Genomic DNA, 15,941 nt, shown 5'->3' with positions numbered 1-15,941 from the left:
AGGCATGGTCGTCCCCGATCCGCAGGAAGACCCGCGCGCGCCGCGGATCGCCGAGCCGCCCCCCGGCGGCAAGGTGCTCGTGGTGGACGACCAGAAGAACATGCGCGCCACCACCGCCATCCTGCTCCGGCAGGCGGGCCACGCGGTGGAGGAGGCGGAGGACGGCGCGTCCGCCACGCAGCGCGTGCAGCACGAGAGCTTCGACGTCGTGCTCACCGACCTGCGCATGCCCACGGTGGACGGCATGGAGGTGCTGCGGGCGGTGCAGCAGGCCTCGCCCGAGACGCAGGTCATCGTGATGACCGCGTACGGCACCATCGAGTCGGCGGTGGAGGCGATCCGGCGCGGCGCGTACGACTTCCTGGCGAAGCCGTTCAAGGAGAGCGAGGTCCTGCTCCGCGTCTCCAAGGCGCTGGAGAAGCGGCGGCTGCTCGGCGAGGTGAACCTGTTCGCCGAGGAGTTCCGCAAGCGCTACGGCCTGGAGCACATCGTGGGCCGCTCGCCGGCCATGCGCGACGTGCTCGACCGCGTGCTGCGGGTCGCGCCCACCGACGCGACCGTGCTCATCACCGGCGAGTCCGGCACCGGCAAGGAGCTGGTGGCGCGCGCGCTCCACGTCACCAGCCGCCGAAGCGACAAGCCGTTCGTCCCGGTGAACTGCGCCGCCATCACCGACACGCTGCTCGAGTCGGAGCTGTTCGGGCACGCCCGCGGCGCCTTCACCGGCGCCACCCGCGCCCGGCGCGGCCTGTTCGAGGAGGCGAACGGCGGGTCGCTGTTCATCGACGAGATCGGCGAGACCTCCCCCGGCTTCCAGGCGAAGCTGCTGCGCGCGCTGCAGGAGGGCGAGATCCGCCGGGTGGGCGAGTCCAGCCCGGTGCAGGTGAACGTGCGCATCATCGCCGCCACCAACCAGGACCTGCGCCGCGCCATCGCCGAGAGGCGGTTCCGGGAGGACCTGTTCTACCGGCTGAACGTGGTGCCGCTGCGCATCCCGCCGCTGCGCGAGCGCCGCGAGGACGTCCCGCTGCTCGCCGCCCACTTCCTGCAGCGCTTCGTGCAGCGCACCGGCAGCGAGCGCGTGCTCACCCCGGAGGCGGTGGCCTCCCTCGTGGCCCACGACTGGCCCGGGAACGTGCGCGAGCTCGAGAACATCATCGAGCAGGCCGCCGCGCTCTGCACCGGGCGCGAGATCCGCGCCGCCGACGTCCAGGTCGAGGCGCGCGCCGCGCCGGCGGCCGGCGCCGGGGTGACGCTCGCCGACGCGGTCGAGGACACCGAGCGGCGGGCCATCACCGCCGCGCTGGTGCGCTGCGGCAACGACCTCGGCCGGGTGGCCCGCGACCTCGGCATCTCCGGCACCACGCTCTGGCGCAAGATGAAGCGGCTCGGCATCGAGGCCGGCGAGCACACCTCCGCCGGTCCCTGACCGGGTCGCGTGGCCGGAACCCGGGACGGCGTCCGGCGCCAGGGTCGCGTTTCACTTCTGCAGCGGCATCTTGCAGCTCCGAAATCGCGCTGCGACATTGGAGGGGACCGGACCGGGAGTGGTCCGGCGACCGCCGCTGGCAAGTGCCCGGATAGAGGGGCTATCCGCCGGAGCAGGCGCGCGCGTACCGGCTGGCACCGTCATTGCTCTTTGGTGCCGGCGAGAAGTGCAAAGCAGCCTGTTGAAGTAGGTCCCCCCCCGCCACTTCAGCTGCGCTTTGCACTTCTTTTTCTTTTCTCCCGGAAGCGTCCCCATGGCGCAGTGCTTCCTGCTCGTGGATGCGGATCGGAACTTCCGGGAGGCCCTCGCGATCGCGCTCCGGCTGGACGGACACCGGGTCGAGGTGTGCGTGGGCGCCGACGAGGCGCTCGCGCGGCTCGCCGCGGGTGGCGTGGACTGCTGCCTGGTGGACGCCCACATGCCCGGCGCCGACGAGGTGCTCGCGGCGGCGACCGCCGCCGGCGCGCGCCCGGTGATGACCGGCCCCTACGCCGACGTGCTCGAGCAGGCCGCCCGCCGGCACCCGGCGGCGACCGCGCTGCCGAAGCCGTTCCGCGCGGCCGAGCTCGCCGACGCCGGCCGCGCCGCGCACTAGCTGGCCGTCGAGGCGGACGCCTCCCGGAGCCGCTCGCCCCCAGCCCCTCGAACGGAGCGCGGCGGCCCGGTCGCCCCGGCCGCCGCGCGAGAGGTGGGGCGTGCGCCGCCCGCTACAGGATGATGGCGCTCGCCGCCTGGGCCAGCCGCACCATCGGGTCGGCCACCACGCCGAGCAGGACCACCACCGCCACCGCCGCGGCCAGCGCGATGGTGAGCGACGGCGCCGAGAGCACCACCTCGCCGGCCTCGTCCTTCGACGGCAGGAAGTACATGTAGAGGACGACGCGCAGGTAGTAGTACGCGCCGAGCACGCTGGTGAGCACGCCCAGCACCGCCAGGCCGTAGAGGCCGGCGCCCATGGCCGCCTTGAAGATGTAGAACTTCCCGATGAAGCCGGCGGTGGGCGGCACGCCCGCGAGCGAGAACAGGAACACCGCCATCGCGAACGCGAGCGCCGGGCGGCGCCGCGCCAGGCCGGCGAAGCGATCGAGGTCCCACGCGTCGGCCGGCTCGAAGTCGCCCCGGGTCCGGCGCTCCAGCGCGCCGACCACGGCGAACGCGCCGATGACGGTGGCGGTGTAGGCCGCGAGGTAGAACAGCAGGCCCGCGAGCGCCTTGTCGCGCGCGCCCGCCACCACCGCGGAGACCACGCCCACCAGCAGGTAGCCGGCGTGGCCGATCGACGAGTACGCCAGCATCCGCTTCACGCTGCGCTGCGGCAGCGCCAGCAGGTTGCCGAAGATCATCGTGAGCACGGCCAGCGCGGAGAGCACCGTGCCGAGCGAGGTGGACATGGCGGCCGAGCCGCTCTCGGTGGCCAGGAACAGGCGGACCAGCACCGCGAAGGCCGCGGTCTTCACGCCGGCGGCCATGAACGCGGTCACCGGGGTGGGCGCGCCCTCGTAGACGTCGGGGGTCCAGGCGTGGAACGGGACCGCGGCGATCTTGAAGGCGACGCCGCCGGCCACCAGCGCGATGCCGGCGAGGTACAGCGCCGAGCCCTGGCCGCGCGGCAGCAGCGAGAACAGCGTCGAGCCCGAGGCGCCGTAGAGCAGCGCCGACCCGTAGAGCAGCAGCGCCGAGGAGATCGAGCCGAGCACCACGTACTTGAAGGCCGCCTCGGCGGGCTTCTTGCCGCGCCGCAGGAAGGCGGCGAGGCAGTAGGTGGAGAGGCTCATCACCTCCACCGCGATGAACGCGATGAGCAGGTCGGTGGCCATGCCCAGCAGCACCATGCCGGCGGTGCCGAACAGCGCGAGCGCGTAGAACTCGCCGCGCTCGGAGTTGCGGGCGTTCAGCCAGCTCTGGCCCACCAGCGCCGAGAGCGCCAGGCCGGCGCAGAGCACCACCGTGACGAAGGCCGAGAAGCTGTCCACCACCGCCTGGCGCCCGAACACGTTGCCGGGCACCGGCATCCAGGCGGCGTAGGCCGCGGCGGCGGCCGCGAACACCATGGTCAGGTAGGCCTGGTAGGCCCGCCGGCCCGAGGTGAGGAACACCTCGGTCATCAGCAGGACCAGCGCCCCCATCGTGAGGATCGCCACCGGGACCAGCGCGACGAAGTCCTGGGTCGGGAAGCCGCTCATGTCAGTAGTTCCCTCCGGGCTGCTGGAGCGGGACCGGCGCCGGCGCGGGCAGCGGGGCGGGCTCCGCCGCCGGGGCCGGCGCGGGCGCGCGGACCATCACCGCCGGCACCGCGGTGCCCACCTGCGGCCCCTTGCCGAGGCGCGCCTCGGCCACCTGGAAGCGCTGGATGAGCCGGTCCACCGCCGGCTTGGCCGGCGCCAGGAACGGCCCGGGCAGCAGGCCCATCACCACGATCAGCGCGATCATCGGGGCGAGCACGAAGCCCTCGCGGACGGAGAGGTCCGGGAGGTGGTGGTTCGCGGCGTTCTGGTTCGGCCCGAAGAACACCTTCTCGACGAGCAGCAGCATGTAGACCGCGCCCAGGATGACGCCGAGGGCCGCGACCGTGGCGAACACCGCCGAGCCGCCCAGGCGCGAGAGCCAGGTGCCGGACAGGATCAGGAACTCGCCCACGAAGCCGTTCGTGCCGGGGAGGCCGATCGAGGAGAGCGTCACGATCACGAACGCCGCCGCGATCACCGGCACGCGCTTGGCGATGCCGCCGTACTCCGAGATGAGGCGGGTGTGGCGCCGCTCGTAGAGCATGCCGACCAGGAGGAACAGCGCGCCGGTGGACACGCCGTGGTTCAGCATCTGGTAGACGGACCCGGTCATCCCCTCGGCGGAGAGGGCCATCAGGCCCAGCATCACGAAGCCGAGGTGGGAGACCGAGGAGTAGGCCACCAGCCGCTTCATGTCGGTCTGCACGAGCGACATGAGCGCGCCGTAGATGATGCCGATGACCGCCAGCACCGCGACCAGGTTGCGGTGCTGCAGCGCCGCCTCCGGGAAGAGCGGCAGCGCGTAGCGGAAGAAGCCGAACGTGCCCATCTTCAGGAGCACGCCGGCCAGGATCACCGAGCCGGCGGTGGGCGCCTCGGTGTGCGCGTCCGGCAGCCAGGTGTGCAGCGGGAACATCGGCACCTTGACCGCGAAGGCGAGCGCGAAGGCGAGGAACAGCCAGCTCGCCGCGCCGGGCGTCACCGCCAGCGCGCGCCGCGCCTCGACGTAGTCGAACGTGCCGCCGTCGTGGAAGTACACGTACAGGATGGCGAGCAGCATCAGCACGCTGGCCGCGAACGTGTACACGAAGAACTTCACCGTCGCGTAGAGGCGGTTCTGCGAGCCCCAGATCCCGATGAGCAGGTACATCGGGATGAGCATCGCCTCCCAGAACACGTAGAAGAGCACCAGGTCGAGCGCGATGAAGGTGCCGAGCATGGCGCTCTCGAGCACCAGCAGCGCGATCATGAACTCCTTCACGCGGTCGCCCACCGCCTTCCAGGCGGAGAGGACCACCACCGGCATGAGCACGGTGGTGAGCATGAACAGGAGCAGCGCCACGCCGTCGAGGCCGACGTGGAAGCCGATGCCGATGGTGGGCATCCACGGGATCATGAGCTCGAACTGGAACTCGGGCGCGCCGGGGCTCGCGTCGAAGCCGAACCAGAGGCCCAGCGACAGCGCGAACGTGACGAGCGAGACCACCAGCGCGAGCGCCCGGTGCTGCGACGGCTCGTCCCGCGGGACGAGCACCATCGCGAGCGCGCCGAGCAGCGGGAGGAAGGTGACGACGGTGAGCAGGTTCACGAGCTAGCGCCCTCCTGCGCCGACCACGGTCCAGAGGATGACGGCCGCGGCGACCACCATGATCGCGGCGTAGCGCTGCACGTCGCCGTTCTGGGCGAGCCGGAGCACCGACCCGGCGTACCCCACCAGCCGGGCCACGCCGTTCACCACCAGGCCGTCGATGGCGAACACGTCCACGATGCGCCAGAGCAGGTAGGCGGCGGTCTTGAGCGGCTCGATGACCACCATCTGGTACAGCTCGTCCACGCGGAACTTGTCCACCGCGAACTGGTACAGGCGCGGGAACGTGCGGGCCAGGGCCGCCGGGGCGGCGCGGAGCGCGCCCGCGTACATGAGGTACGCGACGAGCGTGCCCACCGCGGCGAGCGCCCAGGCCGCGGCGAACGGCCAGGCCGGGTGCGCGCCGGCGTGCAGGTGGCCGACCTCGTGGAGCCGCTCGGTGCCGGCCGCGAACACCGGCTCGGTGAAGCGCGCGAACACCTCGGCGAGCGGGCCGTGGCCGGGGAGGCCGAGCAGCAGGGCCACGATCGAGAGGATCGCGAGGACCCACAGCGGCACGTACATGACCGGCGACGACTCGTGCGCGTGCGCGGCCGCCGCGGTGCGCGGCTTGCCGGTGAACGTCAGGAAGAACAGGCGCGACATGTAGAACGCGGTGCCGAGCGCGGCGAGCGAGCCGAGCACGTACGCGATCTGGCCGACCTGGTGCCAGGCCGGGTTGTGGCTGAACAGCGCGTTCCCGAGGATCGCGTCCTTCGAGAAGAAGCCGGACAGCGGCACGAAGCCGGTGATGGCGAGCGTGGCGATGCCGAACGTGGCCGCGGTGTGCGGCATCTTCCTCGCGAGGCCGCCCATGTTCCGGATGTCGGTGTCCTCGTGCATCCCGTGCATCACCGAGCCGGCGCCGAGGAACAGGCAGGCCTTGAAGAACGCGTGGGTGACGAGGTGCAGGACGCCGGCCCACCAGGCGCCGACGCCGACGCCGATGAACATGAAGCCGAGCTGGCTGACGGTGGAGTAGGCCAGGACCTTCTTGATGTCGGTCTGGACGAACGCGATCAGCGCCGCGAACAGCGCGGTGGCCGCGCCCACGATCGTGACCGTGGCCATGGCCGCCGGGGCGAGCGAGAACAGGTAGGCGTTGCGCGCCACCAGGTACACGCCGGCGGTCACCATGGTGGCGGCGTGGATCAGGGCGGAGACCGGCGTCGGGCCGGCCATCGCGTCGGGGAGCCACACGTAGAGCGGCAGCTGGGCGCTCTTGCCGCACGCGCCCACGAACAGGCCGATGAGCGCGAAGGTGACGGCGGCCTGGTAGGTGCGGCCGGCGAACACGCCGGTCTGGATCGCGGCGGCGGGATCGACGCCGTGCGCGAGCGACTGCAGGTCGGCGTAGCCGACCGTGCCGAAGATCGAGAACAGCGCGAAGACCCCGATCAGGAAGCCGAAGTCGCCGATGCGGTTGGTGACGAACGCCTTGCGGCCGGCGTACGCCTTGGCCGGGTCGGTGTACCAGAACCCGATCAGCAGGTAGCTGCAGAGGCCCACGCCCTCCCACCCGACGAAGGTGAGGATGAGCGAGTCGCCGAGGACGAGCGTGAGCATCGCCGCGACGAACAGGTTCAGGTACGTGAAGAAGCGCGCGTAGCCCGCGTCGTCCTCGTGCGACATGTACGACGCCGAGTAGACGTGGATGAGCGTGCCCACGCCGGTGACGACCATGATCATCGTCGCCGACAGGCGATCCACGAGCAGGCCCCAGCCGATCGAGACGATCGTGCGGCCGTCGGCGCCGGTCACCTGGATCCAGGGCTCACCCCGGAACCGGAGCACCGTGCCCGTCAGCGCGTGGTAGAACGCGACCGACGAGACGAGGAACGCGCCCACCATCACGCCGATGGCGATCACCGTCACGTTCCCGCGGCCGAGCCTCCGACCGGTGAGACCGTTGACGATCGCTCCCGCGAGCGGGAACAGGATGATGGCCCACAGATAGGACTCTGCCGCAGCGGGAGAGGGTACGATCGAGGGCATAGAGTGGGGCGAAGGATTACCTTCATAGAGCCGCTCTAGCAAGGGTCTTGTCGGCCGAAAACCTCCGGGAGCAAGCGGACATGACCACTCCAAAATTCTCCCCCGGGCCCGCCGGCTCGGCCTTGCGAGGGCTCCCGCGGACGGATCGGCTGGTGGACGCGGCGGATCGCGCCGGCCTGGTCGAGACGCTGGGACGCGGCCCGGTCCTCGAGGCCGTCCGGGCCGAGCTCGATCGCCACCGGGCGGCGGTGCTGGCGGGGGAGCCCTGCCCCTCCCCCGAGGCGATCGAGGCAGGGCTCCTGGACCGCCTCCGGGAGGACGCCCGGGGGTCGCTCCGGCCGGTCGTCAACGCGACCGGCGTGGTGATCCACACCAACCTGGGCCGGGCGCCGCTGTCCGAGGCCGCGATCGCGGCCATGGGCCGGGCGGCGCGGGGCTACGCCAACCTCGAGTACGACCTCGCGGAGGGGGAGCGGGGGGACCGGTACGGCCACGCCGAGGCGCCGCTGTGCCGGCTGACGGGGGCCGAGGCGGCGGTGGCGGTGAACAACAACGCCTCGGCGGTCATGCTGGCGCTCGCCGCGCTGATGGACGCGCCGCCGGATCGGTCGGGCGGCGGGGAGGCGGGGGTGCGCCCGCTGGCCGCACCCGGCCGCGGGGAGGCGGAGCCGGGCCTGCCCGAGGTGATCGTCTCCCGCGGGCAGCTCGTCGAGATCGGCGGCGGCTTCCGCATCCCGGACGTGCTGCGCCGCTCCGGGGCCGCGCTCGTGGAGGTCGGGACCACCAACCGGACCTACCTGCGCGATCACGAGGCGGCGGTCGGCCCGCGCACGCGCATCCTGCTGGCGGTGCACCGGTCCAACTTCCGCCTGTCCGGCTTCGTGCACGACACGCCGCTGGAGGAGCTGGTGGACCTCGGCCGCCGCCGCGCGCTGTGGGTGGTGGACGACCTGGGCTCGGGCACGCTCCTCGAGACGGCGCCGTTCGGCCTGGGCGCCGAGCCGACCGTGCAGGAGCGGATCCGCGCCGGCGCGGACCTGGTGTGCTTCTCCGGCGACAAGCTCCTGGGCGGCCCGCAGGCCGGGATCCTGTGCGGCACGCGCGAGGCGATCGCGCGCGTGAAGCGCCACCCGCTCATGCGCGCGCTCCGGGTGGACAAGGTGACGCTCGCGGCGCTCTCGGCCACGCTCGCGCACTACGAGCGCGGCGAGGCGCTCGAGCAGGTCCCGGTGTGGCGCGCCATCGCGGCCGCGCCGGAGGCGCTCGAGGCGCGGGCGCGCGGCTGGCTCGCGGCGCTCGGGCCGGCCGGCGCCGGCTGCGCGGTGCGCCCGAGCCGCTCGGCGGTGGGCGGCGGCTCGCTGCCCGAGGTCACCCTCCCCACCTCCGTGCTCTCGCTGCCCGGCGCCCCCGACGCGCTCGCCGCCCGGCTGCGCCGCGCGGATCCGCCGGTGATCGGCCGCATCGAGGAGGACCGGGTGGTGCTCGATGCTCGGACGGTGATGCCCGGCGAGGACGAGGCGCTCATCGCGGCGGTGCGGACCGCGCTGGCCGGCTGACGGAGGCCACGGGCCCCGCGGAGCTCCGCTCCGTGGGGCGGGGACGCAGTCCCCGTTCAAACATTGAACCGGTAGCCGATGCCGCGGACCGTCTCCAGGTGGCGCGGCTGCTCGGCGTCGTCGCCGATGTGCGCGCGCAGGCGGGCCACGAAGTTGTCCACGGTGCGGGCGGTGCCGAAGTAGCGCGAGCCCCACACCGCCTCCATGAGCTGCTCGCGCGAGTAGACGCGGTCGGGGTGGGTGACGAAGAACGCGAGCAGGTCGAACTCGCGGCTGGTCAGCTCGAGCGCGCGGCCGTCCACCAGCGCGCGCCGGGCGTCCAGGTCGAGCTCGATCTCCCCCGCCCTGCGGATCGCCTTCGGCTGCGCGCCCTCGCCGCGCGAGCGCCGCCGGCGCAGCAGCGCGTCGATGCGCGCGAGCAGCTCCTTCAGCCCGAACGGCTTGCCCAGGTAGTCGTCGGCCCCGAGCTGCAGCCCGGCGACCTTGTCGGTCTCCTGGTTCTTCGCCGAGAGGATGAGGATGGGGAGCTCGGGGTCCTCCTTGCGGATCTCCCGGATCACCTCCAGCCCGCCCATGCGCGGCAGCATCACGTCCACCACCACCAGGTCCGGCTGCTCGGTGCGCGCCAGCTGCAGCCCGGTCTCGCCGTCGCTCGCGGACCGGACCGTGTAGCCCTCCATCCCGAGGTTGAGCTGCAGGCCGCGCAGGATGGACGGGTCGTCCTCGATCACCAGGATCCGCTCAGCCATGGGTCCCTCCGGCCACCGGCAGCGCGATGACGAAGGTCGCGCCGCGCCCGGGCTCGCTCTCGACCGACACCTTCCCGCCGTGCCCGATCACGATGTGCTTCACCATGGCCAGCCCGAGCCCGGTGCCCTCCACCGTGCGCTTGAGCGGGTCGGAGGCCCGGTAGAACTTGTCGAACACGTGCTTCTGGTCGCGCTGCGGGATCCCGGGCCCGTTGTCGGTCACGGCGATGGTCACGGTGGGCCCGCTCGCCACGGCCGAGAGCCGGATCCGCTTCTCCGCCCCGGTGTACTTGAACGCGTTGTTGAGCAGGTTCAGCACCGCCTCGACCAGGGCCGAGCGGTCCGCCATCACCGAGGGCAGGCGCGACGGGAGGTCCAGCTCGAGCTGCACCGGGTGGTGCAGCTGCTGCGGCTCGAACGCGGCGAGCGCCGCGTCCAGGATCGGGCCGAGCGGCTGCCGGGAGAGCTCGTACACGCGCCGGCCGGACTCCATGCGCGCCCAGTCGAGCAGGCGGTTGATGAGCCCGGAGAGCCGCGCGGTCTCCTCCGCGACGATCTCGAGGGCCTCGCGCTGCCGCTGCGGGTCCTGGAGGCGGCCGAGCTGGAGCGTCTCGACGAACATGCGGATGGAGGTGAGCGGGGTGCGGAGCTCGTGGCTCACCTTGTTCACGAAGTCGGTCTGCAGCTTCGCGACGCGCGCCTCTCGGAACAGCACCGCCAGGGTGGCCGCGCTGCCGATGATGGTGGTGCCGACCAGCGAGACGATCAGGATGCCGAACAGGTAGTCCCGGGCCACCGAGCCGTAGACGAGGATCAGGATCCCCACCGTCAGCATGAGGGCGGCGGGCACGAAGACGAAGCCGATGATGAGCGGAAGGACGTGGCGGAGCTTCAAGGGGCCCTCTGGCGCGGCATCTTAAGCCGGGCTGCCGCCCGCCGCCTCCGCCCCGGAACGCCCCGGTCCGCCCGCCCGCGGCGGCCGGGCCGCCGCCCGCCCGGCCGGCGCGCCGGAATTGGCCTCGCGCGTCAGGGCCGATTGATCGCGGCGAAATCACTGCGAGGGCCCTGCGCAATCCTGGCGCCGCCGGGGCGGCCACCACCCGCGGCGGGGCGCCCGGGCCGCAAGCCCTCGCCCGCACGGCCGCGATCCGGCCGCGCGCCGGCGCCCCGGGACGGCTCGCCACCATTGGCTAGCGCCCGCGGGGAACGCCGCTGCAGGACGGACCGCGCGATTGCGCGCACCGCGCAATCCCCGCGGCGGATCGCCGCGGGGTGCCCGGCGCGGCGATCGCGCGAAACGGCCGCCAGATCGCGGTCCCACCGCGGCGCGCGCACCGCGACGCGCGGCGAGGTCGTTGCGGGCGGCCAGGATTGATTTGCGTCACCCGGGGCCTCCAGATTGCGGCCTGGACAGAATCGCCCACCCCCGTTCCGCGGAGCGCGGCGAGGGGTCGCAGGCCCGAAAGGCGCGAGATCTCGCTGTATTGCGCGAACGACGCCGCCGACCGCAGGAAAAATACGCAATCGTCTGGCCAATGAGTCTCGCCTTGGTAGACTCGCGCCGCGATCGGATTCGGGGGCGCTATTGCCCTATCCACGCTTGGGAGCTTCACGCCATGCAAAAACTGATGCGGTACAGCGGCGCGCTGTTCTTCGCCGGCGTGCTCGCGCTTGCTGGGTGCAAGGGGTCGGACGGGAGCGTCGGGCCCCAGGGTCCTCCGGGCCAGGACGGCACGGACGGTACGAACGGCCAGAACGGCCAGAACGGGCAGGACGGCAAGGACGCCGCCGCCATCGCCAAGCCCGAGTCCTGCGCGGTGTGCCACGCCACGGCGGGCACGCAGCACCAGGCCATCTACGACAACTTCGCCGACGGCCTGAATCCGGAGACCACGAAGCTGGTGATCTCCGGCATCACCGTCGCCAGCGCGCCGGGCGCCACGGAGGGCACCTTCAACTCCGTGCTGACCTTCGACGTCACCTACAACGGCGCTCCGTACACGGCCGGCATCGGCGCCCTGAAGCAGAAGCGCTTCACGGCGACGCAGTACGACGCCGCGCTCGGCTTCGTGACCGCCACCGCGTTCAGCTGGGGCACGCCGGCCGCCGTGGACGGCGTTCCGGGCCGGTACACCTCCACCGCCTCGGGCGTCGCCTTCGCACCCGAGAGCTCGAACGCGTTCGTGTACCTGTACCTCGGCGACAAGCTGATCCTGCCGGCCGAGGGCCACTACAACCTGATGGACAACGTGGCCAGCGCCGGCGTGAAGTACGGCACCTGGACCTACTCGTCCGTCGCGAACGTCTCCGGCTGCGAGAAGTGCCACCCGGCGCCGTACGCGAAGCACGGCTACCGCCAGGCGACGGTCGCCGGCCTCGAGGACATGGTGGCCTGCAAGGCCTGCCACACCGACCAGCGCGAGGGCACGGACTTCGTCTTCCAGATCCTCGGCGACGACCCGGCCGCGGCCGCCGCGCTCACGGTGGACGCGGAGGGCGAGACGATCTACAGCGCCGAGCAGCAGACGAAGTACGCGTACGTCGCGACCATCGTGAACGACACGCACATGTCGCACGCGATGGAGTTCCCGTACCCGCAGACGATGGCGAACTGCGTGATGTGCCACGAGGGCAAGCTCGACCGGATCCTCACGCAGCAGTACTTCACGCTGAAGACCTGCAAGAGCTGCCACCCCGTGGTGGGCACCGAGGCGAACGCCCCGGCGCTCAGCGCGATCGTCCCGCACAACATCGACTACTACACGTACACGGGTGACTGCAGCGAGTGCCACCGCGACGTGAACGGGATCGCGCCGAAGTTCAGCCAGATCCACCTCGGCTACGACCCCAAGATCTACGCGAGCGCGGGCGTCAAGCACTCGGCGAGCTTCACGACCGCCATCGACGGCGTGACCTTCACCGCGGCGACGAACGTCCTCACGGTGGACTTCTCGGTGGCCGGCGCCGCGGCGAACGCGCTCGTGAAGCCGACGGTCGTGGTCAGCCTGTACGGCTACGACACCAAGGACTTCATCGTCAGCGGCCACGGCTCCACCGGCGGCCTGCGCAACCTCGAGTGGACCGAGGCGGCGACGAACAACAGCCCGCGCCTGGCGGTCGCCCCCCTGGCGACGGCCGGCAACACCGCGTGGACCGCGACGGCCGACCTGTCTACCTGGGCGGACCTCATCGCGAGCGGCGTCGTGAAGCGCGTCGAGGTGGTCGTCCTGCCGGTGGTCGGCCTGGACCAGACGGCGGCCGTCTCCGACACGAACCCGGAGATCGCGGTCGCCGGCGTGTCGAAGACCGTGGACCTCGCGGCCGGCGCGCTCGTCGCCGACGACGCGGCCTACGGCCGTGACATCGTGGCGACGTCGGGCTGCAACAACTGCCACGACGCGCTCGCCACCTCGTTCCACCACCCCGCGTACGGCGCCGCCGGCGTCGTCGGCTGCCGCGCCTGCCACGTGGTCGGCAGCGGCGGCTCGCACCTGGAGATGCAGTCCCGCTCGATCGACTCCTACGTGCACGCCATCCACTCGTTCCAGGCGTTCGACATCCGCAACGTGGACTTCGCGGATCCGGTCGCGGCGATGGAGTACGAGCACCACGTCGGCTCGACCTACCCGAACTTCACCATCCTGAACTGCCGCTCGTGCCACGAGGCCGGCAAGTTCGAGGTGCCGGACCAGCAGCTCTCGATGCCGAGCCTGCTCTCCGCCTCCGCCACGATCACCGGCAAGGATCGCGCCATCGGCACCGTCCCGATGTACGTGACCGGGCCCGGCTCGCGCGCCTGCGGCTCCTGCCACCGCGCGCAGATGATCAACGCCGACGCGGCGGGCGACCTCGCCTCGTTCAACGCGCACACCGCGACGTTCGGCACGATGGTGGAGACGTCGTCCGCGACGTCCTCCACGGACTTCCTCGACGCCGTGACGAAGCTGTTCGCGCAGTTCCAGTAGGCGACCCGGGCGAGGTGGGCTCCGGCCCGCCTCGCCCACGCTGAAGTCGCAGCGACGAAGTGAAGAGAGGCGAGCCGGGTGACCGGCTCGCCTCTCGCAGTTCCAGGGTGCGCGGCCGGTCCTCAGCCGTGGAACGGCCGGCCCGTCCGGCCCAGCTCGGCGAGCAGCGGCGCCGGCTCGAAGCGGTCGCCGTGCCGCGCGCGCAGCTTCTCCATCCGCTCGAGCAGCGCCTTCGTGCCCACCGCGTCGGCCCAGCGGAACGGCCCGCCGCGGAACGGCGGGAACCCGAGGCCGAACACCGCGCCGACGTCGCCGTCGCGGGCCGAGCGCAGGATGCCCTCGCCCAGGCAGCGGACCGCCTCGTTCACGAGCTGCAGCACCAGCCGCTCCTGGATCTCGTCGGCGGCGACGCGCTTGCGGCGGCGGCCGCCGGGCAGCAGGTCGTAGACGGTCTCGTCCACGCGCTTCTCCTTGCCGCCGTAGGTGTAGAAGCCCTTGCTGTTCTTGCGGCCGAGGCGCCCGGCCTTCACCACGTCGTGCAGCGCCGCGGGCGGCGCCATGCGCGCCCCGAACGCCTCCTGCAGGATCTTCCCGACCTTGTCGCCGACGTCGATGCCCACCTCGTCGAGCAGCGTGATGGGGCCCACCGGGAACCCGAACGCCACCAGCGCGTGGTCCAGGTCCTCGATCGCCGCGCCCTCCACCAGCAGGTGCGCCGCCTCGTTCATGTACGGCGCGAGGATGCGGCTCGTGTAGAAGCCGGGCCCGTCGCGCACGACGATGACCGTCTTCCCCTGCTTCTTGCCGAGCGCGACCGCGGTGGCGGTCACCTCCGGCGCGGTGCGCGGGGTGACGATCACCTCGAGCAGCGGCATCTTGTTCACCGGCGAGAAGTAGTGCATCCCGAGCACGGTCTCGGGGTGACGCGACGCCTCGGCGATGCGGCCGATGGGGATGGACGAGGTGTTGGAGGCGAAGATGCCCCCCGGGTTCACCGCCTCGAACGCGCGCACCATCTCCTGCTTCAGCGAGAGGTCCTCGAAGACCGCCTCGACGAGCACGTCCACCCGCTCCAGGCCGGACCAGTCCGTCGTCGTGGTGAGGAGGCGCAGCTTCTCGGCGCGCTCCAGCCGGTCGATGGACCGGCGCTTCACCCGCTCGTCGAGGACGCCGCGCACCGCCGCCACCCCTCGCGCCGCGGCGGCGTCGTCCCGCTCGCGCAGGCGCACCGGGAGCCCGGCGTTCACGGTCACGTAGGCGATGCCGCCGCCCATCAGGCCGCCGCCCAGCACGCCCACCACCGAGACCGGGCGCGCCTTCACCGCGGGGTCGTCCACCCCGTTGTCCTTCTTGAGCGCGGTGGTGGCGAAGAAGATCTCCATGAGCCGGCGCGCCTCCGGCGTCATGGCGAGCTTCCCGAACAGCTCCGCCTCCTTCTCCAGCCCCTTCTCGAAGCCCTTCGCGTACCCGTACTCGACGGCCTCGAGCGCGCGCAGCGGCGCCGGGTAGTGCCCCTTCGTCTTCGCGAGCGTGAGCTTCCGCGCCTGGCGGAACAGCACCTCGCGCCCGAGGAAGTTCTCCTCCAGCGCGGCGCGGGTGACCCGCTCCACCGCCCCGCCTGCCCGGCGCGGGGCGCGGCGCAGCTTGCCCGAGGCGAGCGCGGCGGCGCGCTCCTGCGCCACCTGCAGCAGCAGGGGCGGCGGGACCGCCTCGTCCACCAGGCCGAGCTTCAGCGCCTTGCGCGCCTTCACCGTCTTGCCGGCCAGGATGAGGTCGAGCGCCGGCTGGATGCCGATGAGGCGCGAGAGCCGCTGCGTCCCGCCGCCGCCGGGGATGAGCCCGAGCTGCACCTCGACGAGGCCGAGCGACGTCTTCGGGTGATCGGTGGCGATCCGGTAGTGGCAGGCGAGCGCCCACTCCAGCCCGCCGCCCAGGCAGGCGCCGTGGATGGCGGCCACCACCGGCTTCCGGCAGCGCTCCACCCGGTCGAACAGCGCCTGCCCGTCGCGCGAGAGCCGCTCCGCCTCGGCGGCGTCCTTCGCGCCCTGCATGAGCTCGACCTTCGCGCCGGCCACCCAGACGTCGGGCTTGCCGCTCGCGACGACGATCGCCTTCACCGCCTCGTCCTTCTCCAGCCGGTCGAGGTGGGCGGCGAACTCCCGCATCGCCTCGGGGTGCACGGTGTTCACGCGCTCGCCCGGCTCGTCGAGCACCAGCGTCGCGACCCCGCCGGCGACCTCCACGCGGAAGTACCGCGACGCGCCCTGGCCCGCCGTCATCGCCTCAGCCGACATCATGCGTCCCTCCGTGCACGCCGGCGCGCCGCCGAGGGGCG

General features: G+C 72.3%; 10 protein-coding genes. 4 read left to right on the top strand and 6 right to left on the bottom strand.

From position 1 onward, the window contains the following. Nucleotides 1-4: 4 nt before the first annotated feature. Together ADEH_RS02145 and ADEH_RS02140 are read left to right on the top strand one after the other, a co-directional pair. The gene (locus ADEH_RS02145) at nt 5-1,429 is read left to right on the top strand and encodes a sigma-54-dependent transcriptional regulator (protein ID WP_011419476.1); all 1,425 of its coding nucleotides are present in this window, start codon (nt 5-7) and stop codon (nt 1,427-1,429) included. A gap of 313 nt (nt 1,430-1,742) precedes the next feature. After that, nucleotides 1,743-2,084, top strand: a complete 342-nt coding sequence (locus ADEH_RS02140) for a response regulator (protein WP_011419475.1) — start codon at nt 1,743-1,745, stop codon at nt 2,082-2,084. A 112-nt stretch (nt 2,085-2,196) separates the two neighbouring features. Here the strand turns inward: ADEH_RS02140 and ADEH_RS02135 are convergent, their stop codons facing one another. The 3 genes from ADEH_RS02135 to nuoL are packed head-to-tail and all read right to left on the bottom strand — an operon-like array spanning nt 2,197 to nt 7,336. Then, nucleotides 2,197-3,672, bottom strand: a complete 1,476-nt coding sequence (locus ADEH_RS02135; protein ID WP_011419474.1) for an NADH-quinone oxidoreductase subunit N — start codon at nt 3,670-3,672, stop codon at nt 2,197-2,199. A 1-nt stretch (nt 3,673) separates the two neighbouring features. Beyond that, on the bottom strand, nt 3,674-5,302 hold the full coding sequence (locus tag ADEH_RS02130; RefSeq protein ID WP_011419473.1) for a complex I subunit 4 family protein: 1,629 nt from the start codon (nt 5,300-5,302) through the stop codon (nt 3,674-3,676). A 3-nt stretch (nt 5,303-5,305) separates the two neighbouring features. Further along, entirely contained in the window at nt 5,306-7,336 is a 2,031-nt protein-coding gene (nuoL, locus tag ADEH_RS02125) for an NADH-quinone oxidoreductase subunit L (protein WP_011419472.1), read from the bottom strand. A gap of 80 nt (nt 7,337-7,416) precedes the next feature. Between nuoL and selA the strand changes: the two genes are divergently transcribed. After that, nucleotides 7,417-8,892, top strand: coding sequence for an L-seryl-tRNA(Sec) selenium transferase (gene selA / locus ADEH_RS02120; RefSeq protein WP_011419471.1), 1,476 nt, complete (start codon nt 7,417-7,419; stop codon nt 8,890-8,892). Between the two features lie 56 nt (nt 8,893-8,948). Here selA and ADEH_RS02115 read toward each other — a convergent pair whose 3' ends face one another. Both ADEH_RS02115 and ADEH_RS02110 read right to left on the bottom strand, forming a co-directional pair. Next, on the bottom strand, nt 8,949-9,641 hold the full coding sequence (locus tag ADEH_RS02115) for a response regulator transcription factor (RefSeq protein WP_011419470.1): 693 nt from the start codon (nt 9,639-9,641) through the stop codon (nt 8,949-8,951). After that, entirely contained in the window at nt 9,634-10,536 is a 903-nt protein-coding gene (locus ADEH_RS02110; protein ID WP_011419469.1) for a sensor histidine kinase, read from the bottom strand. Before ADEH_RS02110 ends, ADEH_RS02115 begins: the two co-directional genes overlap by 8 nt. Nucleotides 10,537-11,257: 721 nt before the next feature. Here ADEH_RS02110 and ADEH_RS02105 point away from each other — a divergent pair. Beyond that, nucleotides 11,258-13,606: a collagen-like protein gene (locus ADEH_RS02105; RefSeq protein ID WP_011419468.1), complete on the top strand. Its 2,349-nt coding sequence runs from the start codon at nt 11,258-11,260 to the stop codon at nt 13,604-13,606. 122 nt (nt 13,607-13,728) lie between these two features. Here ADEH_RS02105 and fadJ read toward each other — a convergent pair whose 3' ends face one another. Further along, on the bottom strand, nt 13,729-15,903 hold the full coding sequence (gene fadJ / locus ADEH_RS02100; protein WP_011419467.1) for a fatty acid oxidation complex subunit alpha FadJ: 2,175 nt from the start codon (nt 15,901-15,903) through the stop codon (nt 13,729-13,731). Between the last annotated feature and the right edge of the window lie 38 nt (nt 15,904-15,941).

The sequence above is a fragment of the Anaeromyxobacter dehalogenans 2CP-C genome, from assembly GCF_000013385.1.
In the GTDB taxonomy this organism is placed as follows: domain Bacteria; phylum Myxococcota; class Myxococcia; order Myxococcales; family Anaeromyxobacteraceae; genus Anaeromyxobacter; species Anaeromyxobacter dehalogenans_B.
Note: the sequence above shows the minus strand (reverse complement) of the source record. Positions and strands in the feature narration are given on the sequence as shown.